Annotated in this window: 29 protein-coding genes; 24 read left to right on the forward strand and 5 right to left on the reverse strand. The window is 48.3% G+C overall.

Going from position 1 to position 26755, the window contains the following annotated elements; genetic code table 11:
• The first annotated feature begins 4 nt into the window (after nucleotides 1-4).
• The 10 genes from VSQ62_RS09335 to VSQ62_RS09380 all read left to right on the forward strand — a co-directional run bounded on the left by VSQ62_RS09335 (nucleotide 5) and on the right by VSQ62_RS09380 (nucleotide 10419).
• Entirely contained in the window at nucleotides 5-1993 is a 1989-nt protein-coding gene (locus tag VSQ62_RS09335) for a 4Fe-4S binding protein (protein WP_334634513.1), read from the forward strand.
• Nucleotides 1984-2424: a hydrogenase iron-sulfur subunit gene (locus tag VSQ62_RS09340; RefSeq protein ID WP_334634515.1), complete on the forward strand. Its 441-nt coding sequence runs from the start codon at nucleotides 1984-1986 to the stop codon at nucleotides 2422-2424. The genes VSQ62_RS09335 and VSQ62_RS09340 overlap by 10 nt, the downstream gene beginning before the upstream one ends.
• Nucleotides 2412-3386 (forward strand): 4Fe-4S dicluster domain-containing protein, encoded by a 975-nt coding sequence (locus tag VSQ62_RS09345; protein WP_334634516.1) that lies wholly within the window; start codon nucleotides 2412-2414, stop codon nucleotides 3384-3386. Before VSQ62_RS09340 ends, VSQ62_RS09345 begins: the two co-directional genes overlap by 13 nt.
• A 3-nt stretch (nucleotides 3387-3389) precedes the next feature.
• Nucleotides 3390-4427 (forward strand): 4Fe-4S dicluster domain-containing protein, encoded by a 1038-nt coding sequence (locus tag VSQ62_RS09350; RefSeq protein WP_334634517.1) that lies wholly within the window; start codon nucleotides 3390-3392, stop codon nucleotides 4425-4427.
• Nucleotides 4427-5281 (forward strand): FAD/NAD(P)-binding protein, encoded by an 855-nt coding sequence (locus VSQ62_RS09355; RefSeq protein ID WP_334634518.1) that lies wholly within the window; start codon nucleotides 4427-4429, stop codon nucleotides 5279-5281. Before VSQ62_RS09350 ends, VSQ62_RS09355 begins: the two co-directional genes overlap by 1 nt.
• A 133-nt stretch (nucleotides 5282-5414) precedes the next feature.
• Complete coding sequence (locus tag VSQ62_RS09360) at nucleotides 5415-6089, forward strand: 2Fe-2S iron-sulfur cluster-binding protein (protein ID WP_016217619.1); 675 nt, start codon at nucleotides 5415-5417, stop codon at nucleotides 6087-6089.
• Nucleotides 6090-6102: 13 nt separating this feature from the next.
• On the forward strand, nucleotides 6103-7713 hold the full coding sequence (locus VSQ62_RS09365) for an FAD-dependent oxidoreductase (protein WP_334634520.1): 1611 nt from the start codon (nucleotides 6103-6105) through the stop codon (nucleotides 7711-7713).
• Between the two features lie 17 nt (nucleotides 7714-7730).
• On the forward strand, nucleotides 7731-8573 hold the full coding sequence (locus tag VSQ62_RS09370) for a fumarate hydratase (protein WP_334634521.1): 843 nt from the start codon (nucleotides 7731-7733) through the stop codon (nucleotides 8571-8573).
• Nucleotide 8574: 1 nt separating this feature from the next.
• On the forward strand, nucleotides 8575-9135 hold the full coding sequence (locus VSQ62_RS09375) for a Fe-S-containing hydro-lyase (protein ID WP_016217622.1): 561 nt from the start codon (nucleotides 8575-8577) through the stop codon (nucleotides 9133-9135).
• 72 nt (nucleotides 9136-9207) lie between these two features.
• Nucleotides 9208-10419 carry an aspartate-alanine antiporter-like transporter gene (locus tag VSQ62_RS09380; RefSeq protein WP_334634522.1) on the forward strand — a complete coding sequence of 404 codons (1212 nt, stop codon included), beginning with the start codon at nucleotides 9208-9210 and terminating at the stop codon, nucleotides 10417-10419.
• Nucleotides 10420-10507: 88 nt separating this feature from the next.
• On the opposite strand, the gene VSQ62_RS09385 is transcribed toward VSQ62_RS09380, so the two are convergent.
• Nucleotides 10508-10837, reverse strand: a complete 330-nt coding sequence (locus VSQ62_RS09385) for a hypothetical protein (RefSeq protein ID WP_334634524.1) — start codon at nucleotides 10835-10837, stop codon at nucleotides 10508-10510.
• A gap of 310 nt (nucleotides 10838-11147) precedes the next feature.
• Here VSQ62_RS09385 and VSQ62_RS09390 point away from each other — a divergent pair, with 310 nt between their 5' ends.
• From VSQ62_RS09390 to VSQ62_RS09430, 9 genes are all read left to right on the forward strand, one after another.
• Entirely contained in the window at nucleotides 11148-11834 is a 687-nt protein-coding gene (locus VSQ62_RS09390; RefSeq protein ID WP_334634525.1) for a tetratricopeptide repeat protein, read from the forward strand.
• Between the two features lie 192 nt (nucleotides 11835-12026).
• Nucleotides 12027-12299: a hypothetical protein gene (locus tag VSQ62_RS09395; protein WP_334634527.1), complete on the forward strand. Its 273-nt coding sequence runs from the start codon at nucleotides 12027-12029 to the stop codon at nucleotides 12297-12299.
• A 247-nt stretch (nucleotides 12300-12546) separates the two neighbouring features.
• The gene (locus VSQ62_RS09400; protein ID WP_334634528.1) at nucleotides 12547-13533 is read left to right on the forward strand and encodes a LysM peptidoglycan-binding domain-containing protein; all 987 of its coding nucleotides are present in this window, start codon (nucleotides 12547-12549) and stop codon (nucleotides 13531-13533) included.
• Between the two features lie 103 nt (nucleotides 13534-13636).
• On the forward strand, nucleotides 13637-14323 hold the full coding sequence (locus tag VSQ62_RS09405; protein WP_334634530.1) for a response regulator transcription factor: 687 nt from the start codon (nucleotides 13637-13639) through the stop codon (nucleotides 14321-14323).
• Nucleotides 14324-14515, forward strand: a complete 192-nt coding sequence (locus tag VSQ62_RS09410) for a hypothetical protein (protein WP_334634531.1) — start codon at nucleotides 14324-14326, stop codon at nucleotides 14513-14515.
• Between the two features lie 37 nt (nucleotides 14516-14552).
• Entirely contained in the window at nucleotides 14553-15125 is a 573-nt protein-coding gene (locus tag VSQ62_RS09415) for a DNA-3-methyladenine glycosylase I (RefSeq protein ID WP_334634532.1), read from the forward strand.
• A 106-nt stretch (nucleotides 15126-15231) separates the two neighbouring features.
• Nucleotides 15232-15816 carry a putative ABC transporter permease gene (locus VSQ62_RS09420; RefSeq protein ID WP_334637614.1) on the forward strand — a complete coding sequence of 195 codons (585 nt, stop codon included), beginning with the start codon at nucleotides 15232-15234 and terminating at the stop codon, nucleotides 15814-15816.
• Nucleotides 15813-15971, forward strand: coding sequence for a hypothetical protein (locus VSQ62_RS09425; protein ID WP_334634533.1), 159 nt, complete (start codon nucleotides 15813-15815; stop codon nucleotides 15969-15971). The genes VSQ62_RS09420 and VSQ62_RS09425 overlap by 4 nt, the downstream gene beginning before the upstream one ends.
• 18 nt (nucleotides 15972-15989) lie before the next feature.
• Nucleotides 15990-16325 (forward strand): GNAT family N-acetyltransferase, encoded by a 336-nt coding sequence (locus tag VSQ62_RS09430; RefSeq protein WP_334634534.1) that lies wholly within the window; start codon nucleotides 15990-15992, stop codon nucleotides 16323-16325.
• 169 nt (nucleotides 16326-16494) lie between these two features.
• Here VSQ62_RS09430 and VSQ62_RS09435 read toward each other — a convergent pair whose 3' ends face one another.
• The gene (locus tag VSQ62_RS09435; RefSeq protein WP_334634535.1) at nucleotides 16495-16731 is read right to left on the reverse strand and encodes a hypothetical protein; all 237 of its coding nucleotides are present in this window, start codon (nucleotides 16729-16731) and stop codon (nucleotides 16495-16497) included.
• 206 nt (nucleotides 16732-16937) lie between these two features.
• Here VSQ62_RS09435 and VSQ62_RS09440 point away from each other — a divergent pair, with 206 nt between their 5' ends.
• Both VSQ62_RS09440 and VSQ62_RS09445 read left to right on the forward strand, forming a co-directional pair.
• The gene (locus VSQ62_RS09440) at nucleotides 16938-18035 is read left to right on the forward strand and encodes a PD-(D/E)XK nuclease family transposase (protein ID WP_334634536.1); all 1098 of its coding nucleotides are present in this window, start codon (nucleotides 16938-16940) and stop codon (nucleotides 18033-18035) included.
• Between the two features lie 397 nt (nucleotides 18036-18432).
• Entirely contained in the window at nucleotides 18433-20433 is a 2001-nt protein-coding gene (locus VSQ62_RS09445; protein WP_334634537.1) for a right-handed parallel beta-helix repeat-containing protein, read from the forward strand.
• 56 nt (nucleotides 20434-20489) lie between these two features.
• Here the strand turns inward: VSQ62_RS09445 and VSQ62_RS09450 are convergent, their stop codons facing one another.
• The 3 genes from VSQ62_RS09450 to VSQ62_RS09460 form a co-directional block, all read right to left on the reverse strand.
• Nucleotides 20490-21338, reverse strand: coding sequence for a carbohydrate ABC transporter permease (locus VSQ62_RS09450; RefSeq protein WP_334634539.1), 849 nt, complete (start codon nucleotides 21336-21338; stop codon nucleotides 20490-20492).
• A gap of 2 nt (nucleotides 21339-21340) precedes the next feature.
• Complete coding sequence (locus VSQ62_RS09455) at nucleotides 21341-22222, reverse strand: carbohydrate ABC transporter permease (protein WP_334634541.1); 882 nt, start codon at nucleotides 22220-22222, stop codon at nucleotides 21341-21343.
• 119 nt (nucleotides 22223-22341) lie between these two features.
• On the reverse strand, nucleotides 22342-23619 hold the full coding sequence (locus tag VSQ62_RS09460) for an ABC transporter substrate-binding protein (protein ID WP_334634543.1): 1278 nt from the start codon (nucleotides 23617-23619) through the stop codon (nucleotides 22342-22344).
• 346 nt (nucleotides 23620-23965) lie between these two features.
• On the opposite strand from VSQ62_RS09460, the gene VSQ62_RS09465 reads away from it, so the two are divergent.
• From VSQ62_RS09465 to VSQ62_RS09475, 3 genes are all read left to right on the forward strand, one after another.
• Nucleotides 23966-25288 (forward strand): hypothetical protein, encoded by a 1323-nt coding sequence (locus tag VSQ62_RS09465; protein ID WP_334634545.1) that lies wholly within the window; start codon nucleotides 23966-23968, stop codon nucleotides 25286-25288.
• Between the two features lie 215 nt (nucleotides 25289-25503).
• Entirely contained in the window at nucleotides 25504-25845 is a 342-nt protein-coding gene (locus tag VSQ62_RS09470; RefSeq protein WP_334634547.1) for a hypothetical protein, read from the forward strand.
• Between the two features lie 358 nt (nucleotides 25846-26203).
• Complete coding sequence (locus VSQ62_RS09475; RefSeq protein WP_334637616.1) at nucleotides 26204-26599, forward strand: AAA family ATPase; 396 nt, start codon at nucleotides 26204-26206, stop codon at nucleotides 26597-26599.
• Nucleotides 26600-26755 lie beyond the last annotated feature (156 nt).

Here is a 26755-nt window from a genome sequence, read left to right on the forward strand (position 1 = left end):
CTAAGTGCAGAGGATAGGAGTATTTGTCTGCCATTGCGGAAGTAATATTGCCGCTACGGTGGACGTAAGCAAAGTAGCAGAGATGTCTCTCATGGAGCCGGGCGTTGTCCATGCCGAAGACTACCAGTATATGTGTTCCGAAGCAGGCCAGGCTAAGATCGCCGCAGCGATCAAGGAGAAGAATTTGACAGGAATCGTCGTATGTTCCTGTTCCCCGCGTATGCATGAGGCTACATTCAGAAAGGCGGCGGAGCGTGCGGGACTGAATCCGTACATGGTAGAGATCGCCAACATTCGCGAGCATTGTTCCTGGATCCATAAGGATATGGAAGAGGCGACCAAGAAAGCAGTGATCCTCATGAGGGCGGCGGTTGCGAAGGTGAACTTAAACGCTCCGCTTCAGGCGGGAGAGAGCCGTGTGACCAAGAGGGCGCTGGTGATCGGAGGCGGAATCGCAGGTATCCAGACAGCCCTTGATATTGCGGACGCAGGCTATGAGGTTGATATCGTGGAGAAGACGCCGAGTATCGGAGGAAGGATGTCGCAGCTTGACAAGACGTTCCCGACTCTTGACTGTTCCGCGTGTATCCTGACGCCGAAGATGGTGGAAGCGTCAGCCCATGAGAAGATCACCATCTATACATACAGCGAAGTAGAGAAGGTAAGCGGGTTCGTAGGAGACTTCACCGTGGATATCCGCAAGAAAGCAAGAAGCGTGGATATGAACAAGTGTACCGGCTGCGGAGTCTGCCAGGAGAAATGTCCGTCCAAGAAGGCTCCGAGCGAGTTTAACAGAGGCCTGAACACCAGAAGCGCCATCTACACCCCGTTCGCACAGGCGATCCCGAATGTGCCGGTGATCGACCGTGAGGCGTGTATCAAGTTCAAGACCGGGAAGTGCGGAATCTGTTCCAAGGTCTGTCAGGCAGGCGCCGTCGACTACGAGCAGAAGGATGAGATCATCTCAGAGAAGTATGGTGCGATCGTTGTCGCGACAGGGTTTGATACCATCAACCTGGACAAATATGACGAATACGCATACAGCCAGAGCAAGGATGTCATCACGTCCTTAGAGTTGGAGCGTGTAATGAACGCCGCAGGACCGACCCACGGACACCTGGAGCGTCTCTCCGACGGAAAGGCTCCGAAGGAGATCGTATTTATCCAGTGTGTGGGAAGCCGCTGTTCCGACGACAGAGGCAAGCCGTACTGTTCCAAGATCTGTTGTATGTATACGGCGAAGCACGCTATGCTGATCCGTGACAAATACCCGGATGTGAACGTGACCGTATTCTATATCGACGTGCGTACGCCAGGTAAGAACTTCGACGAGTTCTACAGAAGAGCGGTAGAGCAGTACGGAGTGAATTACATCAAAGGACAGGTCGGAAAGGTAATCCCGCAGCCGGACGGAAAACTTCTGGTACAGGGATCAGACCTTCTTGATAACCGTCAGATCTTAAAAGAAGCGGATATGGTAGTCCTTGCCACGGCGATCGAGCCGAATCCAGACGTGCGTAAGATCGCGACCATGCTGACTGCAAGCATTGACACGAATAATTTCCTGACAGAAGCTCATGCGAAGCTCCGTCCGGTAGAGTCGCCGACAGCCGGTATCTTCTTATCCGGCGTATGCCAGGGACCAAAGGATATCCCGGAGACGGTTGCCCAGGCGGGAGCTGCTGCTGTAAAAGCGATCGGGCTTCTTGCGAAGGATAAACTGATGACCAACCCATGTACCGCACAGTCAGACGTCCTGCTGTGTAACGGATGTTCTACCTGTGAGAATGTATGTCCGTACGGTGCGATCACTTATGAAGACAAAGAGGTCAACGACCATGGAATCCGCGAGACACGCCGTGTGGCAGTGGTAAATAACGCACTCTGCCAGGGCTGCGGCGCTTGTACCGTTGCATGTCCGTCAGGAGCCATGGATCTGCAGGGCTTCTCCAATAGACAGATCTTAGCGGAGGTGGATGCAATATGCCGTTAGAAAATAAAGAATTCAAACCGAAGATTGTGGCATTCTGCTGTAACTGGTGCAGTTACGCGGGAGCCGACCTGGCAGGAAGCAGCCGTCTTACCTATCCTGCCGATGTGAAGATCATCCGCGTGCCATGTTCCTGCCGTGTGAATCCCATGTTCATCTTAAGAGCATTCGAGAAGGGGGCAGACGGAGTGATCATGTGCGGATGCCACCCGGGAGACTGCCATTACAGCACCGGAAACTACTATGCGAGAAGGCGTATGACGCTGTTATTCTCCATGCTTGACTACATCGGCGTGGAAAACGGACGTACCCGTGTAGAATGGGTATCTGCGGCAGAGGGCGTGAAGTTCTCTGAGACGATGAACAGTTTCGTAGAGAAGATCTATTCTCTCGGTGAAAATGTAAGATTGGGGGATCTAAGATGCAAGAGTTAATTAACCGTGCAAAAGAACTGCTGGCTGACGGAACAGTGGCACGGGTTCTCGGCTGGAAGGCCGGAGACTTGCCTTACAATCCGGAACCGGCTTACTTCGAGACAGAAGAAGATTTGAAGGATTTTGTATATAACGGGTTCTGCGGAGCCAACTTAAGCAAATACATGATCGAAGCTTCCAAGCTGGAAGGAAAGACCATGGTCTGCTTAAAACCATGCGATACATACAGCTTTAACCAACTGATCAAGGAGCATCGGGTAGACCGGGAGAAAGCTTATATCGTAGGCGTGGGATGCAAGGGCAAACTGGATATTGAAAGAATCAAGAAGCAAGGGATCAAAGGAATCGAGAGCATCGAAGGCGCAGAGATCACGGATGAAGCGGATACTTTGAAGATTCAGACCATTTACGGGGAGAAATCTATCTCTTACGCAGACGGTATGCTGGAGAGATGCCATGTCTGCAAGGGCAAGGATCACATGATCTTTGACGAGCAGATCGGAGAGTCCAAGGAGACGAAGGATGCGGAACGCTTCGACGAAGTAGCGAAGATCGAGGCGATGAGCCCGGAGGAGAAGTTCGCGTACTTCAGAAGTGAACTGAGTAAATGTATCCGCTGCAATGCCTGCAGGAACGCATGTCCTGCCTGCAGCTGCCGCAAATGCGTATTCGACAGCAACAAGTTCGACAGCTCCCAGAAGGCGAACGTGGACTCCTTTGAGGAGAAGATGTTCCACATCATCCGCGCGTTCCATGTGGCCGGAAGATGTACGGACTGCGGCGAGTGCAGCCGTGTATGCCCGCAGGGGATCCCGCTTCACCTGTTCAACCGCAAGTTCATCAAGGATATTGATGAATTATACGGGGAATACCAGGCAGGAGCAGATACCGATTCAAAAGCACCGCTTACAAACTATACGTTTGAGGATGCGGAACCAAGTATAGTAGGAAAGAGGGGATAATGTATGTATAAGATAGCCAAAGAGAATCTTTCCGCATTATTCCAGTTGATCGCGGAAACACGTGAGCTGTATCTTCCGGTGAAGACGGCCGGACAGACGAATTTTGCGGCGTGGAGCGAGGACGCAGAGGTAGATCTTGATACCTTAAAGACCGTAAAATCAGCCAAGGACGCATTCTTCCCGCAGAGCGAAGGTCTCTATACCGTGAAAAAAGAGGGAAAGAAGATGTCTATCGAGCCGGAGCGCTTAAAAGAGCAGGATTTCGTCGTATTCGGCATGAAAGCCTGTGACGTGAAGGGCTTAGAGGTATTAGACAAGGTATTCTTATCCGATCCGGTCGATACGTTCTACGCGGCAAGAAGAGATCATGGGACGGTCGTGGCTATGGCCTGCCATGAGCCGGAGGAGACCTGCTTCTGTAAGGTATTCGGAGTAGATGCAGCCAACCCGGCTTCGGATGTAGTGGTCTGGACAGTCGGAGATGAATTATACTGGAAGGCGCTGACCGATAAAGGCGAGGCTCTTACCGAGACTGTTAAGGAACTGCTCGCAGAGGACGGCGCAGGCGAGGCGGCCGTAGAAGCGGAGAAAGAGAATATTCATAAGATCGTAGAGAAGCTTCCGTATATGAACCTATCCTTAGAAGGCTGGAATGGAGACGCGCTGTCTGAGAAGTTTGACTCTCCGGTCTGGGAAGAATTATACAAGCCATGTCTGGCGTGCGGTACATGTACCTTCGTGTGCCCGACCTGCCAGTGTTATGATATCAAGGATTACACCGCAGGAAACAGCGTATCCCGTTATAGATGCTGGGATTCCTGTATGTATTCCGACTTTACGATGATGGCCCACGGCAACAACCGTACCAGCCAGATGCAGAGATTCCGCCAGAGATTCATGCACAAGTTAGTGTACTATCCGGCGAACAACGACGGGATGTACTCCTGTGTCGGCTGCGGACGCTGTGTGGAGAAATGCCCGCAGGCGCTTAATATCGTGAAGGTTGTGAAAGCATTTCAGAATCAGGGAGGTGAAAAATAATGGGAGAATGTACATGTCATAAGAATTATACATTAGATACTCTGATCCCCCAGGTCGGCGTGATCACGGATATCCGCCAGGAGACGCCGGATGTGAAGACCTTTCGGGTAAATGCGCCCGAGGGAGGCAAGCTTTTTGAGCATATGCCGGGACAGTGCGCTATGGTCTGTGCGCCTGGGATCAGCGAAGGTATGTTTTCCATTACTTCTTCGCCGACCAACAAGGAATATCAGGAGTTCAGCATCAAGCAGTGCGGTATCTTGACGGACTATCTTCACAGCCTGGAGGTGGGTGATGAGATCACAGTCCGGGGACCATACGGCAATTCATTTCCGGTAGAGACAGAGCTTAAGGGTAAGAACCTTCTGTTCATCGCAGGCGGTATCGGCCTTGCGCCTCTTCGTTCTGTCATCAATTATGTGCTTGACAACCGTGAGAATTACGGGACGGTGGATATCGTCTACGGCTCCCGTTCCGCGGAGGACCTGGTTCAGTTAAAGGAGATCCAGGAGGTATGGATGAAGGCAGAGGGCGTGAACGTCTACCTGACCATCGACAGAGAGCAGGACAATTGGGACGGTCATGTGGGATTCGTTCCGAACTATGTAAAAGAGCTTGGATTCGACACGGACAGGACGGCGCTGGTATGCGGACCTCCGATTATGATCAAGTTCGTGCTTGCAGGCCTTAAGGAGCTTGGGTTCACCACAGAGCAGGTCTACACGACGCTGGAGCTTCGGATGAAGTGCGGCGTAGGCAAATGCGGACGCTGCAATATCGGTTCCAAGTATGTGTGCAAGGACGGTCCGGTATTCCGGTACGACGAGATCGACGAGCTTCCGAATGAATACTAAGGCCCGCCAGTTCAGCCATGAAGCGAAAAACGCAGCAACAGAAATGTTGCGGAGAAGCTGCGAAGCAGCGGTTTTGAGCTTAGCATGGCGAAACGTCCAATTGCGAATAAATATAAGAAAGGATACGAATAACATGGAAAATATGGTAAATGTATATTTTAGCGGTAAGCGTTACAGTGTTCCGGCAGATCTTACGATCATGACCGCCATGGAATATGCCGGTTATACATGGAAAAGAGGGTGCGGCTGCCGTCATGGTTTCTGCGGAGCCTGTGCGACCGTATACCGTATCAAAGGGAAAAATGAATTAAAGACCTGCCTTGCCTGCCAGACTCAGGTAGAAGAGGGCATGTATGTGGCAAGCATCCCGTTCTTCCCGACAGATAAGAGGACCTATGAGATCGAGGATATCAAGCCGACCCAGCAGATCATGATGGAACTCTACCCGGAGATCTACAGCTGTATCGGATGCAACGCCTGTACGAAGGCCTGTACACAGGATCTAAATGTTATGCAGTATATCGCATATGCACAGCGCGGGGAATTTGAGAAATGTGCGGAAGAATCCTTTGACTGTATCGGATGCGGATGCTGTACCGTAAGATGTCCGGCGGGAATCTCCCATCCGCACGTAGGTGTTCTGGCAAGAAGACTTACAGGAAAATACATTGCGCCTGAAACAGAGCATCTTGCAAACCGTGTAGATGAAGTGAACAAAGGAGAGTATGACGAGCTGATTGAGCAGATCATGCAGAAGCCGATCACGGAGATGCAGGAGCTTTATAATACAAGAGAGATTGAGAAATAAGGGAGGTCAGAATATGTATACACCATATCCAGAGAATATGATGGAATCCATCAAAAAGGTAGAGGCTACAAGAGAAAAACGTATGTCTACAGAGCCGAGACGTCTGACCGCTGATGAAAAAGATGCTCTTCTTAAGGAGTTCCATCCTGATTATAATCCAGACGCTTTTGCCGAGATCAAGGTAGGTCCGAATAAAGGACAGAAAGCGCCTCTTGAACTGGCGGAGATGCTTCACTCCACAAGCCGTCTGGTCAATGACAAGGTTGATATCACGAAGGTTGATTATGATGTGGACGTACTTGTGATCGGCGGAGGCGGCGCAGGTTCCTCCTGTGCCATCGAAGCCCACAACGCAGGCGCTAATGTTATGATCGTGACGAAGCTTCGTATCGGCGACGCCAATACGATGATGGCGGAAGGCGGTATCCAGGCGGCAGATAAGGAGAACGACTCTCCGGTTCAGCACTATCTGGACTGCTTTGGCGGCGGACACTTTGCCGCAAGGCCGGAACTGGTAAAACGTCTCGTAATGGAAGCGCCGGATGCGATCAAATGGCTGAATGAGCTTGGCGTTATGTTTGATAAGGATGCAGACGGACGTATGGTAACGACCCACGGCGGCGGTACCTCCAGAAAGAGAATGCATGCATGTAAGGACTATTCCGGCGCAGAGATCATGCGTACTCTCCGCGACGAAGTTCTGAACCGCCAGATCCCGGTGATTGAATTCACCTCCGCGGTAGAGATCATCAAGGATGACAAGGGGCAGGCGGCAGGTGCGGTCCTTCTCAACATGGAGACGGGAGACTACTCTGTTGCAAGGGCGAAGACGGTGGTGATCGCAACAGGCGGTGCAGGAAGAATGCATTACCAGGGCTTCCCGACGTCTAACCATTACGGAGCAACCGCAGACGGACTGATCCTGGGTTACAGGGCGGGCGTACCGCTTCTCTACCAGGATTCCATCCAGTATCATCCGACGGGCGTTGCTCATCCGGTACAGATCCAGGGCGCGCTTGTTACGGAGAAGGTTCGTTCTGTGGGCGCTCAGCTTGTCAATGCTGAGGGTGAAGCTTATATTCATCCGTTGGAGACACGCGACGTCAATGCATCAGGCGTTATCCGCGAGTGCAGCGAAGGCCGCGGCGTGGAGGCTCCGAGCGGACAGAAGGGCGTATGGCTTGACACGCCTATGATCGAGATCCTCGGCGGAGAGGGAACGATCGAGAAGAGGATCCCGGCTATGTTCCGTATGTACATGAAATACGGAATTGATATGAGAAAGGTGCCGATCCTGATCTATCCTACACTGCATTATCAGAACGGCGGTCTTGAGATCGACGGAGAAGGATTCACGAAGAACATTCCGAACCTCCTGGCGGCAGGAGAAGCCGCAGGCGGAATCCACGGAAGAAACCGTCTGATGGGCAACTCCCTTCTTGACGTGATCGTATTCGGAAGAAATGCAGGTAAGAAAGCGGCGGCGAAGGCCAAAGAAGTAGAGCTTGGCACCATGAATCTTGACCATGTGGCAAGCTATGACGAGGAGCTTAGAGGTGCTTCTGCGGCTACAGAAGAAGTATCACCGAAGCTTCTGCCGAAGTATGCAAGGCATGAGAGATAGAAAAAGGAGATTAGATTATGCGTGAGATAGAAGTAAGCAAGATTACGGATGTCGTAGAGAAGCTTTGTATCGAAGCGAATGAGCATCTTCCTGAGGACGTGAAGTGTGCGATCAAGGATTGCCGCGCGTGCGAGGACGGAGAGATCGCCAAAGGCGTTCTGGATAACATCATCGAGAACTTCGAGATTGCAGACAGAGAGTGCGTGCCGATCTGTCAGGATACAGGTATGGCGTGCGTATTCCTTGAGATTGGTCAGGATGTACACTTGACCGGAGGCAATCTTGCGGATGCGGTTGACGAGGGTGTGCGCCGCGGTTACGACAAGGGATATCTTCGGAAATCTGTTGTAAAGGATCCGGTGCGCCGCGGCAATACCGGAGACAATACGCCGGCAATGCTCTATACGGAGATCGTTCCGGGCGAGCAGATCAAGGTGACTGTTGGTCCTAAAGGCTTCGGAAGCGAGAATATGAGCCAGATCCGCATGTTCAAGCCGTCTCATGGGTTACAGGGGATCAAGGACTTCATCCTCGAGGTGGTGGAGACAGCGGGACCGAACCCGTGTCCGCCGATGGTCGTAGGCGTCGGGATCGGCGGAACCTTCGACAAGGCGGCGCTCCTTGCGAAGAAAGCGCTGATGCGGCCGATCGACTCCTCCAACCCGGATGCATTCTATGCAGATCTTGAAAAAGAGATGTTAGAGAAGATCAATAAGCTTGGCATCGGGCCGCAGGGCTTCGGCGGAAAGACTACGGCGATCGGATTAAATATTGAAACTCTGCCGACCCATATTGCAGGCATGCCATGTGCAGTCAACATCAACTGCCATGTTACACGCCACAAATCGGAGGTGATCTAAGATGGCAGCAAAGAAGATTACATTACCATTGACAGAAGAGCTTGCGAAGACACTGCACGCGGGCGACAGCGTACTTGTGACAGGAACGATCTACACATCCCGCGACGCAGGCCACAAGAGGATGTGCGAGGCGCTGGAGAAGGGGGAGAAGATCCCGTTTGATCCAACAGACGCTACGATCTATTATGTAGGACCGACTCCGGCGAAGCCGGGGCAGGTCATCGGTTCCGCGGGACCGACCACCAGCGGGCGTATGGACGCCTATGCGCCGACCATGATGTCTGTGGGCGCGCGCGGCATGATCGGTAAGGGCGCACGTTTGCCGGAGGTCGTTGACGCGATGAAGAAATACTCTGGAGTATACTTCGGAGCCATCGGCGGCGCAGGCGCGCTTCTTGCAAAATGTATCAAGAAGGCAGAGCTGATTGCTTACGAAGATCTGGGAGCCGAGGCGCTTCGGAAGCTGTATGTAGAGGATATGCCGTTGGTTGTCATTATCGACAGCGAGGGAAATAACCTGTATGAGAGCGGAAGAGCCGCATACTTAAAGGAGCACGAATAAGCAACACTGTAATAGTAATAGCTCAGATGTTGAAGAATGAACTGCTTTATTTATAGAAGGGAGTCAAATGACATGGAGTTATTTGGAGGGATATTGGCAGTTAAGGCTGTAGTATTTCTGACATTCTCGATCTTCGCAATTGCTGCCGTCGGATATTCCATCGGCAGGATCGAAGTGAAGGGAATCGACCTTGGAACTGCCGGAGTATTTATTGTTGCTCTGGTCTATGGGTGCCTGTTATATACGAAGCTGTCGGATAACCTGATGGCAGGAGAAGTGACATTTGCTACAGATGCGCTGAAGATTGTCGAGAATATGGGTCTGGTGTTCTTTGTGACTTCCGTTGGTTTCATCGCGGGACCGAACTTCTTCGGGAATCTGAAGCGGAATTTTAAGTCCTATGTTCTGCTCGGCGCGATCATTATCCTTGCGGCGGCGGCTACCTGTGTGCTATGCATCCTCATCGGCGGGAACTTTACGGATCTTGAACACGACCAGTTCAAGGCGATCCTGGTTGGTATCCTCTCGGGTGCGCTGACCAGTACGCCGGCATTCTCCGCATCGAAGGCGGCAGTCGGCGCTGACTTAGAGGCGCTGGTATCCGTAGGGTACGGTATCGCTTATCTGTTCGGCGTGATCGGGGTGGTCTTATTCGTACAGATCGTTCCGAAGATCATGAAGGCCGATATGAATGAAGAGGTGGCGAAGATCGCCGCAAAAGAAGGCGGAAGCAGCAGGAAGAAGAACCTGATCCTGACAGAAGTGGATGAGTTCGGTTTTATGGCGTTTTCGCTGGCAGCAGTCGTAGGGATCCTGGTGGGAAGCATCAGTTACCGGAACTTCTCGCTGACGACTACCGGAGGATGTCTGCTGACGGCTTTGGTGTTTGGGCATTACGGACATATCGGCAAGATATCCATCGTGCCGAAGAGTTCTACGCTTAAGATGCTGAGGGAATTGGGATTGATGCTGTTCCTGATCGGAGCAGGGGTGTCCGGCGGTGCGAAATTCGTGCAGTATTTTGAGCCGATCTATTTCCTCTACGGAGCGATCATGACGATCCTCCCGATGATCATCGGATTCGTTATTGCAAAGAAGATTCTGAAGCTGCCGCTGCTCAATAATCTCGGTTCGCTGACCGGGGGCATGACCAGTACGCCGGCGCTTGGGACGCTGATCAATATGGCCGGAACGGAGGACATTGCGTCAGCATACGCGGCGACCTACCCGATCGCACTGATCGCGGTGGTGCTTGCCTCACAGCTGATCATATTGTTCTGTTAGATAAACAGATAGTCCTAAAATAGGGGCAGCTATGGATCATATGAACCATAGCTGCCCCTGAAGCTTTTCACAGAGAAATGGCTGCCGGTTAATTTAAGAAACCAAACAGACCTTTCTTCTTAGGCTTTGACGACTTCTTGGCCGAGGTAAACGCATCATGCCTGTCTCTGTCCCGGCGCTGGTTGATAGCCTTATATAACTGAAAGAGGGTAGTCTTGTCAGTGCACCAGCTAAGCGGTAATCCCATGTCCCGGAAATGGGAGCGGATCCTCTCGTACTCCTTGTCGCCGATGGCCTGGGCGCTGTTGATACTGCGGCCCGCGAACATCTCGTCGAAGGTGTCTCTGACCTTGATAATCTTCCCCGGATTATCGGTGAGCGTCTTGTTTATCTGTTCCAATAATTCTTTTTGATCCATTCTTGTCTCCTCTCTTGACAATCAATCTGTAACCGTGAAAAAGCACGCGGATATATCTTTTTAAATGGAAACCGCAATGATGTACTAGCGTCCGTCAACGCGTACTTTAGCGTAGTGTAATATAGATCAGGAATTAATGCAATAGGAAAATAGAAATATTATTTAAAACCTAAAATATGATAAAAAAAACCGAAAATGCCGGTATGGACGTGAAGTGCAACAATCGGGGCAAGCACTGCGGTATTGCTTGTTTTTGGGGAAGAAAAGAATTATAATAGAATTACATCAAATCCTAGAAAGGAAAAAGAAAATGAACACAAAATGGAGAAGATTTAACAGTTTGACTGGAAAATGCTATAACAATATGATGGGGATCGATCAGGATAGCTCCTGTTGGGGAGCTGCGTTTGATCTCCTCAAAGAGATCGTCAGGGAGGAGCGGAGCAGGGACGCCGGATATGCGCAGGAATTATATCAGTTGGATGATGTGACGGACTTTGTATATGATATAGAAGGATGGCTTGAGGATTACATCGGTGAGCTTGATATGCGCGGTATGTGGGAAGAACTGCTTGAGGTGTGTGTGGATATGCTTGAGATGTTCGCATGGAAGGAGATATCGTCATCAGATTTTGATTTTTTAAGAATCTCTGCATTGGGAAATCTTGGAAGGAATGAAGAGGCTGTCAGGCTGAGCAGGGAATGGATGGAGAAGGAAGAGGACAATATGCTGGCAGTATCATCAGGTGTGTATGCGTATATGAACGGCGGTAATTATGAAGAGGCAGAAGCATTGATCGAGAAATACATCCATGAAGATACGGAGTGTACAGATGAGAATGAGGTTCTCTTTATTGCGGCGGGCGAACTGTATAAGGTTTCGGGGAATCAGGAAGCGGAAAGACGGATAGAGAAGATCCTGGAGGAATATGACGAGGTGGTTGAACAGGAATTGATGGAGTGGGATGAAGATGGTGAGGAGCTGCCGTTCTCATAGAGACCATTCTTTTAAGACAGGAATTCTTATACTGTGAAAATGGCGGGGAATTTCCCCGCCGGAATCTGTTAAGATACCGGCAAGGTATTTCTTTTCTGCATCCTTCGGCAGATATCTCACGATCTTGAGAAATGCGAAGGCTGTGTCAATTTCTTTCAGTTTGACATTCCATTTAAGAAGATCAAAGCCGTCATGGATCATCCTGACCTTGATAAGAACCAGAATTTTGCAAAAGTGGTAGAGTGGTATGGAAGCAAGGAAGCCGCATTATCAGCCGCGCAGGGGCATCCGGGTGTTCCTGGGATTATGACTTCATACCAGAAACGCATGGGAGCAATCCAACAGAAAATAGTAGGGAAAGCAGGAACGGACGTTCATTCTCTGGAATTGGCGGAAGGATACATCTGGCATTCGGAGCGGACGGGCTTAAAACGTCGGTGCAGATGCTATGGACGACATTTGTGATACCGGCTCTTAATGTAGGGCGGACACAGGCTGCCATAACTTTGTGAGGTTTCCTGCCGATTCTTGCTATGGTAAGCTGTACATTATTTTTATCGGCAAGATGTAAGAATGTTCAGGATACTCTTAAGATTGCACTGTTTCTGTGGCTGACGGTGAGGGCGTATTGCAGGAGAGAGTGCTGAATGCTTTATTTTTAGTACCGGATATCGTTCTTTTTCATATTTATATATAGAAGGGAGCGATATTTATGAGTATGAATGGAATTGATATCAGCAGTTGGCAGAAGGGAATCGACCTGGCGGCGGTGCCGTGTGAATTTGTAGTCATCAAGGCAACCGAAGGGACCTCTTACGTGAACCCCCATTGTGATCCGGCTTTCACACAGGCTAAGAGCCTAGGGAAGAAGCTGGGCGTGTACCATTTTGCCGGCGGCAATAACGCGGATGATGAAGCAGAGCATTTTGTAGAGAATGTCAAAGGATATGTGAAGGAAGCGATCCTGGTGCTGGACTGGGAGATAACGGCGGCAACGAATAGTGTGGACTGGGTGAAGCAGTGGCTGGATCGTGTTCATCAGTTAACGGGGGTGAAGCCCTTCGTCTATATGAGCAATTCCGTGGTCAACGGCCATGACTGGAGTTCGGTGGCGGATGCCGGCTATCGTCTGTGGAACGCTTATTACTATGCGTTTGGGGTACAGATGGGTTATAATCCGGATGCACCGTTGCCCAAGAGGATGGGAGCGTGGAAGGCGCCTACGCTGTACCAGTATACTTCGGAAGGGCGGCTTGACGGATATAACGGTAATCTGGACCTGGATGTATTCTATGGAAATGCGGCTGACTGGGATCGGTACGCGGGAAGGGACGGCAGACCGGAGCCGGAGCCAGAGCCGAAACCGGAACCCGTTCCGCAGCCGGAGCAGATGATCGCCTACAGGATACGGTATGGCGATACCTTAAGCGGGATCGCCAAAAGGTATGGTACCAGCACGGCAGTTCTGGCTCAGTTAAACGGGATCCAGAACCCGAACAGGATCTATGCAGGCCAGGTGATCCGGGTACCGGTGAGGACAGCCGGATCGGGGCAGGAAGCGTATTATGTAGTGAGGCCGGGGGATACCTTAAGCGGGATCGCCAGCCGGTTTGGTACGACTTACCAGAGGTTGGTTCAGCTTAACGGGATCCGTAATCCCAATCTGATCTATGTAGGACAGAGACTTCGCGTCCGGTAGGACATCAGGAACGATTCCTTACATTTTTGTAAGCAGATATTTTCTCAGAATCGTGTATAATATATGTGAAAGAAGGATATTACGATGAAGAGAGGCGATTTGTTTGCAGAAAATATTACTTCTTGAGGATGATATCAGCCTAGTTGACGGACTGACATATTCTCTGAAGAAAAACGGATATGAGATAGAAGTTGCTAGAACCATAAAGGAGGCTTTCAGACTGCTCGGGGAGCAGCCTGATTTTGACCTCCTTCTTTTTGATGTGACATTGCCGGACGGGAATGGCTTCGCATTATGTGAGAAGCTTCGGGAATCCGGCAATCAGGTTCCGATCATCTTCCTGACGGCATCGGACGAGGAGACCAGTGTGATCCGGGGACTTGACTGCGGGGGAGATGATTATATCACGAAACCGTTCAAATTAGGAGAGCTGTGTTCCCGTATCCGGGCGCTGCTGCGCCGCAGCAGCCTTGGAAGTACCGGGGAGAATGTCTTGCGGTCGGGGGACCTGTCGGTCAATCTTGCGGAAGGCAGAGTTTCTATCGGCGGCGAGCCGGTGGAATTTACAGGAGCAGAGTACAGGCTTCTTTGTCTGCTGCTTCAAAACAGCGGAAGAATCCTTACCCGCGGCGTACTCCTGGACAGACTGTGGGACGGCGCCGGGAATTTTGTAGATGACAATACCCTGTCGGTATATGTGCGCCGTCTTCGGGAGAAGCTTGAGAAGAACCCGTCTAAGCCGGAGCACCTGATTACGGTCCGGGGATCAGGGTATCAGTGGAAGGAGTGAATGAGTTGCGAGCTTGCGGCGGCTTCTTATCTGCTTGAAGAGCAGGTTCCGACTTCTCTGGTTGCTTCTGCCTGGAATCATACGGAAGTGACGAAGGAGGGGCGGAACTGGACACCATCAACAGAGATTAAGCTGTTCCCTGCGGGCGGAGGAGTATTTGACTTCCGGCCTGAGATTCCGTATAATAGATGAAGATGTTGAAGAGATAGAAGCAGGAAGGAATGGAAGTATGGAATGGACGGATGGAAAGATGCGGTGCCAGTGGGCGAATCCTAAGAACGAGAGATATATCCGGTATCATGATGAAGAGTGGGGAGTTCCGGTGCATAACGATCATAAGCTGTTTGAGATGTTGGTACTTGAGGCGTTTCAGGCCGGCCTGACATGGGAATGTGTGCTGAATAAGCGGGAGAACTTCAGGAAGGCATTTGACGATTTTGATCTGGAGAAGGTCTGCGGTTATGGGGAAGAGAAAATAGAAGAACTTCTTAATAATCCAGACATCATCCGCAATCAGCTGAAGATCCGGGCGGCAGTGACGAATGCACGGATATTCTGTCAAATTCAGCAGGAATATCAGAGCTTTTCCGATTATCTGTGGCACTTTACGGATGGTAAGGTAATTTATGAGACGGGACAGACCCGGTCTGAGCTTTCCGATATGGTGTCGAAGGATTTGAAGAAGCGGGGCATGAAATTTGTCGGGACGACGATTATCTATGCCTATTTGCAGGCGGTCGGTGTGATCTATTCCCATGACGAAAGATGTTTTCTGGCAGCAGGGCAGCCGGTCAGGCAGTGAACTGTAATGTTTTCTGGGAAAATATCTTGCTAATATTTCGCTAAAAATTGACAAATCATATTAACAAGGGTATAATATGGACATTATTTCTAGGAGAAGATACATGATGTGGTGGAAAAACAGGATTTTTGGAGGAAATGCATACCAGGTGTTGCTTTGGTTTGTCTTATACAGTATATTGGGATGGCTTGTGGAGTCGATCTATATGTCCATCTGTAACAGGAAGATTACGAACAGAGGATTTGCGAGGGGGCCCATGTGCCCGATCTATGGATTCGGTGCGCTGACGGTGTTCTTTATTCTGCGTCCGTACAGTGAGAATCCGTTTCGGTTATTTGTGCTAGGCATGTTTCTTGCTACAACGTTGGAATTCGTGACGGCGCGTATTATGCAGAGAGTCTTCGGAGAGATCTGGTGGGATTATCAGGAGAAGCCCTTTAATTATCAGGGGATTATCTGTCTGGAGAGTTCGATTGCCTGGGGATTCTATACGGTGGCGTTGTTTCTGTTCTTACATAAGATGATTGTGAGTATGGTAGACTGTGTCCCGGCGCGGGCGGGGAAGATCTTAGGGAGCGTGATCATGGGGGCATATCTGATTGATTTTATGCTGACGGTGTACAGGGAGAAGAAGAGCGATCTGGAGGATGTGTTGGAAGAGAGTGATGAGAGAGAAAGGAGATTCCTTTGAGTGAGATTACATACCGTAACCCGGCAGCGGAAGACGCAGAGAATATTGTAGATTTTTATAATTATGTAGGGGGAGAGACGAGCTTCCTGAGCTTCGAGAAGGATGAGTATCCGCTTGATGTGAAGGCGCAGGAAGCTAAGATCAATGAGCTTTAGGGTGATATCAACAATACGATGCTTCTGGCTCTTGACAGTGAGAAGATCGTGGGGATTGCAACGATTAGTTCCAGTCATAAGATCAAATCCCGGCATGAAGGAGAACTGGGGATTGTTGTTGCGAAGGAATACCAGAGACAGGGAATAGGGAGTAAGCTGATTCAGATGTTGATAAACTGGTGTAAAGGGAACGGTGTGACTACGAGGATCCGCCTGGATACAAGAACAGACAATACAATGGCTGTTTCACTGTATCTGAAGTTTGGGTTCGTTGTGGAAGGCTGCTGTAAGAACCAGACATTATTGGACGGGAAATACTACGATCTTTATATTATGGGAATGATGATAAAGTAACGGACAAAGCAGGGTATTATTGGAAATTCAGGACATTTTTATCAAGGGGATTATGACTTGAACGAAGTTATAATCCCCTTGGTTTTCAGTGATTTTAGCCAAGCTTCAGCAGCTTCTTAAGCTCCATACGCAAGGAAATCTTCGGTTCCGGAATGGCGTATTTTAACTCTTAAGAGACCATTCCGTCTTCAATTGCAAGAAGAATCTGATTTATTTCTTCCCGGATACTATTGGCATCACTATAGTAGCCAAGGAGTATTCTCGATTTTCCCCAGAATGACTGCGAATCCACTCCATAAAGTGCATATTGAGGTATCATATCGGCAGATTTTTTAAGGCAGGATATGCGGGAGGACACTGCCTTATAACATCCGGCGAGCTGTTTCCCGTCTTGGCTTCTGATCATGATCCGTCCGGATGGGGCAGCAGTCTGGCTGTACGCAAACTGAGGTTGCATAGCGATAGTTTTAAGATATTTATGTCGAAATATGTCGGATGATTTATATTGGCAATCCCTTATTTTTATATTATTATGAAGATAATGACTATACTCGCGGCAGGTACATCTGACGTTCAGTATAACACAGTTTCGACAGAATGAGGTGATGTAATTTGGACAAACTTAACGGGAGCATAGAGTCGCTTAGTGCTATGCAGATTACGGCAGATACGGAAGGATTGGATGAGCAGAGTAAGACGCTTCTGCAATATGTGGAAGTGCTGGCAGTAATCCTTCGGGATACGGTTACAGAATATAAAGGTTACAGTCGAAAAGAAGTTCAGGAATTTATAGAGGCTGAGTCGATAATCAGTACGATGGAAGTGTCGCCGGGCAGGACTAACACGAAGGTAAGAGGTGACAGTATAGAATTCATCCATTTGAACGAGAAAACATCTATTTTCGATCTGGCGTTTCGAGCCAAGAATCCACTGCTTTCCACAGAAGATATACAGATTAACCTACATATAGACGTAGAACCGCAGAAGACATATATGCCTGGATATCCAATTGAGAAAAGAGGAGTATATTATCTTGCGAGACGTCTGTCATCTCAGTTATCTCTGGTTTTACAGGGAACGGATTACAATCAATTATCTAAGTGTTACAGTATCTTTATCTGCAGAGATGATATTCTGAAGGAGAACCGTTACAGTATACAGGTCTATGAGATAGTGAATACGAAGAACACGGCTCCTAATGAAGTTCCTAGAGAACATTATGATTTAATGACATTGGTAGTTATTAAATTGGGGAATAAGGTGTATAATGGAAATGAGGAGGATGAAGGATATGAACTTTTTCGTTTCCTGAATGCAATCATGTACCCACACGGGGAGAATTTTATGTCTACGATCTCAGAGTATATCGATTACGCTGATAATGAGGAACTGTGGAAGGAGGTAACGGAGTTGAGTTCCATAGAGCAGATAAGATACGAAGGAATGTTGGAAGAAATAACAGAAGAGGTAACAGAGAGAGTGACGGAAGAGGTAACAGAGAGAGTGACGGAAGAGGTAACAGAGAGAGTGACGGAAGAGGTAACAGAAAAAGTAAGAGAAGAAGGTATTCAGGCAGTAATCCTGGACAATTTGGAAGAACAGATTCCCAAGGAAAGGATTCTTATGAAGCTGCAGAAGCATTTTAACCTTACAGAAGAGAAGTCGAAGAAGTATTACGAGAAGTTTGCCAGCGCCCGTCTCTTGCATTAGTGCTATATCGAAAAGTAAGTTTCTAGTACAGCATTGCGTAATTAGCAGTGAATTCTGCACTCGCTATCTGTGCCAGCTGCACGCCTCCAATCCTAGACGTAGCCCGCTACGCCGTCGGCTTGTAGACGCACATCTGACGCAGATATCAAGCACATTATCCACTGTTAATTATGCAATGATGTACTAGTCAAATGACGCAGAATGATTTTTCATATGCAAGGCGGAGGAATGAGGCGCAGCGGTGGCTGCGTCGATAGACAACGTATAGACGAGTTCATCCGAACTAAGAATTTTATGTACCAGTTCAGTGCAAATATAACCAGTTTAATACAAACATGAGACTGTAAAATGCGCTAGAATAGATTTCAGATAATATTTGAAATCGGAGGTACATAGAATGAAGATTTATGTCAATTGCGTCGCGCCTAAGCAGGGAAACGGCAGTAAAGAGACACCTTTCAGACACATCAATGATGCAGCAAAGACGGCAAGACCCGGGGATGAGGTTATCGTTGCACCAGGAATCTACCGGGAGTCTGTAGATCCGGTATATGCAGGTACTGAGGATGCCCGCATTACCTATCGAAGTGAAGAGCCGCTGGGCGCAGAGATCACGGGCGCGGAGCCGGCTGTCGGATGGGAGAGATATCAGGACAATGTGTGGGTTTATCGTGTGGATAACGGGGTATTTGGAAGTTATAATCCATATACGACGTTTGTAGGCGGCGACTGGTATTTCGCGCCGGTGGTAAGGCATACGGGAGCTGTATATCTGAACGACCGTCAGCTCTATGAGACAGAGAGTTTAGAGGAATGTATCAAGGGCGAGGTATATGCGCCGTCATGGGAACCGGAGTGGTCCGTGTATAAGTGGTATACCGAGCAGGACGGCAGTGAGACAGTGATCTACGCGAATTTCCAGGGCAAGAACCCCAACGAGGAGAAGGTAGAGATCAATGTCAGAAGGAATTGCTTCATGCCGTCGAAGACAGGAATTGGTTATATTACGTTCAGCGGATTTGCCGTGAATAAAGCAGCTACCACGTGGGCGCCGCCGGCCGCTTATCAGGACGGAATGATCGGACCTCATTGGTCAAAGGGTTGGATCATCGAGGACTGTGATATCAGCAACAGTAAGTGCAGCGGAATCTCTCTCGGTAAATATTATGACGAGGAGAACGATCACTATTTTACAATTAAGAAGGTAAAAAGTCCGACACAGATGGAGCGCGACGCTGTATGCCGCGGTCAGTACCACGGCTGGACAAAGGAGACGGTAGGAAGCCATATTGTAAGGCGTTGCCACATCCACCACTGTGAACAGACCGGTATCGTCGGCCGTATGGGATGTGTGTTCAGTCTGATCGAGGATAACCATATCCATCATATCAACAATATGCAGCAGTTGGGCGGGGCGGAGATCTCAGGAATCAAGCTTCACGCTGCCATTGACGTAGTGATGCGGCGCAACCATATTCATCATTCGACCATGGGTATTTGGACTGATTGGGAGGCGCAGGGCACGCGAATTTCCCAGAACCTGCTCCACGATAATCATTCACCGGAAGGAACACCGATGGCAGAAGGCGCAATGTGCAGCCAGGACATCTTCGTGGAGGTAAGCCACGGCCCGACATTGATCGATAACAATATCATGCTTTCAAGGGCGGCAGTCCGTATTGCAACGGAAGGTGTGGCATGCGTACATAACCTGATGCTCGGATCATTTACCGCTGTCGGCGCGGGAACCGACCATGCTGACGACGAAGTAGGAAGACAGCCTCGTTACACACCGTATCATATCCGTCACCGTACAGAGGTGGCAGGATTTAACACGATCCTCCATGGAGACGATCGTATCTACAACAATATCTTCATCCAGAATTATCAGCCGATGGCAGATGAGAAGGAAGCGAAGGATTTTGGTTTTGATAATCAGGTGGCCGGAACAGAAGTTTTCGATGAGTATCCGACCTATGACGAGTGGATCGCTAATTTTGAGATGGATAAGCCGGCAGACATGCATAAGCTGATGAAGTATCATTTCGGGCATCTGCCTGTATGGATCAATGGAAATGCTTATTTTAACGGTGCGAAGGCATATAAGAAAGAGGCGTCCAATCTGGTAAATGATAAAGACAAGGTGAGTGTAGAATTGGTTGAACAGGATGGAGGATATTTCCTTAAGACCAATGTATACGATCTGATGGACGAGTTCAAGACGGGTATCATTAACAGTGATATCCTTGGATATGCATTCGAGCCTGAGCAGAGATTCGAGGATCCGGACGGAACGGAGATCATATTTACAGAGGATTATCTGGGTGAACACAGAAGCGTGGCAGCAGTGCCGGGACCATTCGCGACCAAGGAAGCAGCGGGAAAGAAACTCTGGTAAGAGAGCGGGCTGCCGTACGAAAGTACGGCAGCCCTATGTGTTTAGCCCCTATGTGTTTAGCCCTTTACACCGCCGGAAGCGAGACCGCTTACCAGGTTCTTCTCAATACCCATGAATAGGATTACTACAGGTATGATAGCGAAGAGCGATGCGGCGAACAGATATTGCCACTCGATCATATTGTAGCCGTTGAAGATGTTGATACCTACCGTCAGAGGTTCACGCTCGCTGGTAGAGATCAGACATAATGCAACCGTGTACTCATTCCATGCATTGATAAAGATGAAGATCAGAGTAGTTACAATACCAGGAGCAGCTACCGGGAGCAGCACCTTGGTCATACCCTGAATGCGGTTGCAGCCGTCGATGGTCGCAGCCTGTTCCATCTCTACGGAGATCCCAATAAATGTTCCGCGCAGCAGCCAGATCGTAAACGCTTGGTTAAATGCTGCGTTGATGAAGATAAGGCCGATGATACTGTCTGTCAGGCTCAGAATAGACATTACCTTATAAATACCGATCAGAAGGACGACCGGAGCGAACATCTGGGATACAATAACGAATCCCAGGAAGATGGTCTGTCCCTTGAACTTCATACGTGCCAGGGCATAAGCGGCAGGAATACCGCAGAGCATGGCGATGATAGTAGAGCCGCCGGCGATAAGAAGAGAATTGAACAGGTAATTGGCCATAGGCGCCCGATGCCAGATATCAAGGAAGTTGGACCATAGCGACGTGATCGGAAGTATAGTCCCTTCCATGGAGAAAATCTCTGCTCGGCTCTTTAATGCAGTACAGAACATGGCAAAGTACGGATACAGAGTAATAATACATACCACAAAGATCACTGCATAGAGCAGGATCCGTAAGATTAATTTCTTAAAAGAGCCAGGTTTTTTAGTCATAATCAATCATCTCCTTTCCGCAAGGTATAGATCATGTATACACTGGCGCATATCAGCAGGATCATGAAACCGATAACAGAAACTGCCGCGGCCTGCCCTTGTTTTCCATTGTAGAAGGCCAGCTTGTAGAGGTATGTAACCAGGGTATCTGTATGGTTAGCAGGATCGCCCTTGGTGATCGTCCAGATGATTGGGAAGGAGTTGAAAACATAGATGATGTTCAACACTGTGCTGACCGTCAGGGACGAACTTACCAGAGGCATGGTAATCTGGAAGAGCTGCTGCCAATAGCTGGCTCCGTCTACCGTAGCCGCTTCATAATAGCTTGTGTCAATACTCTGCAGACCGGAAAGGACGCAGAACGTAACGAATGGAATCGTTACGAAGATACCGCAGGCAATCTCCCATGTGAAATATGCTCCCGCGGTCGGGGTCCAGTTTATGGCCTTATCTATGATCCCCAGACGAAGCAGCAGGGTATTCAGCGTACCATAATCAGTGTCGATGATGAATTTCCAGGCGCTGGCTTGTATAACCAGTGTCGTTGCCCATGGGAAAACCATGATAGCCCGCGCAATCTTGCGTCCGCGGAATTCATTGTTCAGCATCAGGGCAAGTATGAAGCCCAATACGGTGGATAATACTACTACGGCAACCGTCCATACGATCGTGTTGCGTAAGACCAGCTTGAAAGCGGAACTGTTCATTACTTTGGTGAAGTTGGCAAAACCGGAAAATCCTCGGATGATACCTGCTTTGCTGACTTCGCTTAGAGACATCCTGAAGACAAATACGATCGGAACCAGGATAAAGATCGCCATCAGGATGATACTAGGCAGAATCCAGATATAAGGTTCTGCCTTGCGAAAGGTTTTATTCTTCACAGAGACACCTCCTTAAAATTATTAGATAATTTATTAAAGTTGAATACCCCGCAGCGAGCTGCGGGGTATTAAGATTAAAAAATGGGACAGACCATGACAGTCTGGCCCATTATAAGATCTTATTCTGCGATTTCAGCCTGAAGCTCATCTAACAGTTCTTTTACATTACCCCCAAGCAATGCCTGCTGTTCTGCGTTGATAACGCCTTGTTTTACATCGTCCCATTCAGTCTTGGCTGTAGGATAGAAGTTACAGCTTCCTACGATATCAACCCAGCTTGCCATACTCTCATCTTCCTTTGCGAGGATCTCTCCGCCGGTAGATGTAGCAGGCAGGAAGCCTTCCATCAGTACCCACTCGGAGTAACGGGCATCTTCATAGAAGAAATCGAAGAATGTCTTGATCGCGTCAAGCTCAGCATCAGAGTATTCATTGTCGAAGCACATGAAACGGTCCATAACGCCTGCGGAAACAGAATCATTGCCGCCGTTCGTAGGAATCGGAGCCACCTCATAATTGATGGAATATCCGCCGTCAGCAATGTATGTAGGAATGCTGTTAGGTCCGATCATCATAGCAACCTGTCCTGCTCCGAACATATCCTGAAGGTCATAACGGGTGTCATTGGCCGGATCGCTGTTGGTATAGCCGTCGTTTACAAGGCCGATCGCATACTCAATAGCTTCTACATTCTCGTCGGAATTGAGGGTCCAGTTGCCGTCGTCATCCACGAAACCGCCGCCGTTGTTCCAGGTGTAGTAAGCAAATGCTGCCTGGCCTTCATCGGTAGTCATATCAATGCCCCATGGATAGATCTTGGAATCATGCTTCTTGATAGCCTCGCAGGCTGCGGTCAGCTCATCCCATGTGGTAGGAACTTCTACGTTAGCATCTTTTAAAATGTCTGCATTGTAGTACATTGCACGGGCAGAAGCCAAATCCGGGATTGCCCAGATCGTTCCGTCTACATTAGACTGTTCTAAGAATGCCGGATACATCTTATCGTAGGTCTCCTTAGATACAAAATCTTCGGCAGGAAGCAGAAGATCGTCCGCCTGATAGTTGGCAAATACGTCGATGTTCAGAATGTCGGGAGCATCGTTGTTGGAAATACGTGTATTTACTACTGTGTAAATATCATTCCAGGATTCAACTTCAACTGTCAGATCGATGTCAGGATATTCTGTCGTAAATTCCTTGACAAAATCCTCCCACCATGTCTTGGTGTTCTGACCATACTGGGCAGCGATAACATTAATCGCAACTTTTCCATCAGATCCCCCTTCATCCTTGGACTCAGACCCGCCGTCTGAGGAGCCGCCGCCACTGTTGCTGCTGCATGCGGCTAATCCGCAAACCATAGAAACGGTCAGAAATAATGCTGCAAACTTTTTCATCACTTAAAAACCTCCTTTTATTGAACTCCGTCTTACAGAGTAGTGTTGTTAAGTTGAAGTATAGCATGTGGTATTTGCTTCGTCAATATGAACATATCGAAAAGAATGTTAAAAAAGATAATTATACAAAATGACGGCTTGAAAAGCGCGTAAAATCACGGTTTTTAGCGATTTGTACAATAATGCTATTTTTTTGCACAATAATATTGGTGATTTAGTAAGAAGGAGAAAAGTTTGGATTTGACTGATTATTATCGTGTACATTTTCCCAAACTTATATTATAATAGACAGGAAGGTGGAGCAATTGTAGATGATTATAATAATAGGGGGGAAGATAGAACAATCATGGGGGAGAAGATAATTGCAAGATTGTTAGGGGTCTTCTGTCTCTTCATGCTCGCGGGGAGTGTGAGCCATGCAGAGATTCAAGGAGACGGAGCGTTTGATGACCTGAACTGGGAGCTTCAGTATGAGGATCAGGCAGCGGGGGATGTTCAGTCCATATGTGCGACAGAGGATTACATTATTACGATCGATAATGTATCGGACAGTCCGGCTGACAGCGATATAGTTTCCGCATATTATAAGAACGATGTGGATGAGCACGGGAATCCGGTAGAACGTTATTCGCTTGCGAAGCGGGTTGCAGATACATGCTGGGAACACGGGAACGGGATGACCTATAATCCGAATACTCATGAGATATATGTTGCGTTATATACGAATACCATACCGGAGAACAGAGGCTGTGTCTATGTGATGGATCCGGATACACTGGCTTACAAGAGAACCATTAAGGTCAGTGACGAGTATAATCTTCTGGGGATCGGTTATATGGAAGATACGAACCAGTATATGATCCAGACGAATGCGGAAGACGGATACAGTTTCAAGATACTGGATGAGAATTTCCGGCTTGTAGAAGATCTGGGGGAGTATGGGGAGTCCGGTAAGGGTTATAATTTTCAGGATCTGGAAGTGTCGGGAGATTATATCCTGAATTTTCCGCTGACTTTGAATATTGGGATCGGAGATTATCTTCAGGTGTATTCTATATCCAGGAGGGCGCTTGTGGCGGCTCCGAAGATTGACTTCCGATTGGAGAATGTGGTGATGGACGAGCCGGAGTCCATATGTGAGACAGAACCGGGAGTGTTCCTTGCGGCAGTCAATGTCGAGGGGGCCGACGGTGTGAAGCGGATTCGGTTCTATCAGATAGAGGTGCCGTACAATCTGTATGTCAATGTAACTTATAATGATAAGAAGATGACGAGACAGAGAGTTTCAAGAGGAGAGGATGTGCAGATCGACTGTACGCCGTGGGAGGGTTATGAGCTTACCCACCTTACGGTGAATGGGAAGGATCTGATGGAGTCCGGCGGCGGACAGGATTTTGAAGGGGGATATCTTCTTCAGAACATCAGAGAGGACCAGAATATTGAGGTCATCTTTGAAGAACCAGAGAAGGCGGTCTCTATGCCTCAGGAAGGCGAAGAGATTCCAATAGAGAAGAACAGCGTGTTGTCCATTGAGTGGACGGCGGGGCTGGTGTGTTCCGTGTGCGCGGCAGGTATCCTGGTAGTGATGTATCTGTATTACATGCATGTGAGAGCGGAACGCAGGAGGAAGGCGCTGCGTGCTAAGAAGCGCAGGAATATCAGTATATAGTAAAGACAGGATCTTATGGATTATCCCGGGAATATTTCTTATAAATATTTCCGGGGTTTTATATTCCCGCGGGGGCTTTGATTTTGTCGAAAGATGACGATATTTGATGAACAATTTTAATTGACAGCTGTTTGGCGTGATTTTAATATAGAAATGGAAGTTCTGAAAGTCTGATTAAATTTCTTACACATCATAATATCAAAGGAGGAAGACACATGGAGCGAATTTTGAAAAAAATGATGGACATGGGTATGGGACAATTCATGGATAAGAGCCGGCAAGAACTTTGCATGTCAGACATAATTTATCAGGGAGACCATGAAGACGAGAGAGAACTGGAGCAAAGATACATTGAATTGGATCTGACAAGACGCCAGAGATTGTTGGTGAATGATTACGTGGCCTGTATGGAGACGGCGCGGAGCAGATATGCGGATATTTCTTATATGGCAGGAGTGAAAGATACTGTAAAGATGCTGATTCGGATAGGAGCGTTGGAAGAAGCTAAAATATTTGAAGAAAGTGGGAGTATAATTTTGGGAATATATAATATTTAATACTGTCAGCAAGGTTTCCGGTGGTGTGGGAGTCTTGCTTGTTTGCTTTTTGGGATAAGACGGGAATTTGCTTGCCTGAGGATAGACCCGGTGATAAAATAAAATCAGCGAAAGATTGAAAGGAGCTGAATAAGTATGGGGATTTATGTAAATCCGGGGAATACTCCATTTCGGGACTCTAGTACATCATTGCATTAATTTTCGAGTAATAAGCACTTGCTATCCTTGCCATCTGCACGCCTTCGAACCTAGATGTAGCCCGCTACACCGTCGGTTCGTAGACGCACAGCTGACACGAATATCAAGCACTATTACTTCAAGATTAATGCAATGATGTACTAGTTTTTCCAGCATATATATTGATAAAAGTATGCTGATTTCAAAGGTGAATGCAGTATACAGTACGGAGAGAAAGTTCATATATGTCAGCTGTCCGCGCCGTTTTGGCAAATCGATGGCGGCGAATATGCTGGCGGCTTATTATAGCTGCGGCTGCGATTCGGCAGAGCTTTTCGCAGGATTAAAGATTGCGAAGGAAAAGAGTTTTCCGATGCACCTGAATCAACATTATGTAATCAGAATTGATGTGCAGCGCTTCATAGAATCAGAAAGAGAGCTTGATTCATTTATTAGTGATATAGGGAAAAGCGTAGTATCGGAATTGATGAAAGAGTTTTCAGACTATGAAGGCTTTGGTCTGGACAGCAGATTAAAAACCAATGTTAACAACTTAGTAGTGGTATGGTATCAGTAGCGAAAATACAGCATTAAATTAACCGGAATATAACAAATAGTATATTTGATGAAAGAAAAAAGGGCAGACTTCCCCCTTGGTGCTGTAAGCAAATTTTAAAAATATTTCTCTGACGTCATGTATCATAGAAATGTAGGACATCACCACCTTTCAGAA

Source organism: Sporofaciens sp. JLR.KK001, assembly GCF_036941055.1.
GTDB lineage: Bacteria > Bacillota > Clostridia > Lachnospirales > Lachnospiraceae > Sporofaciens.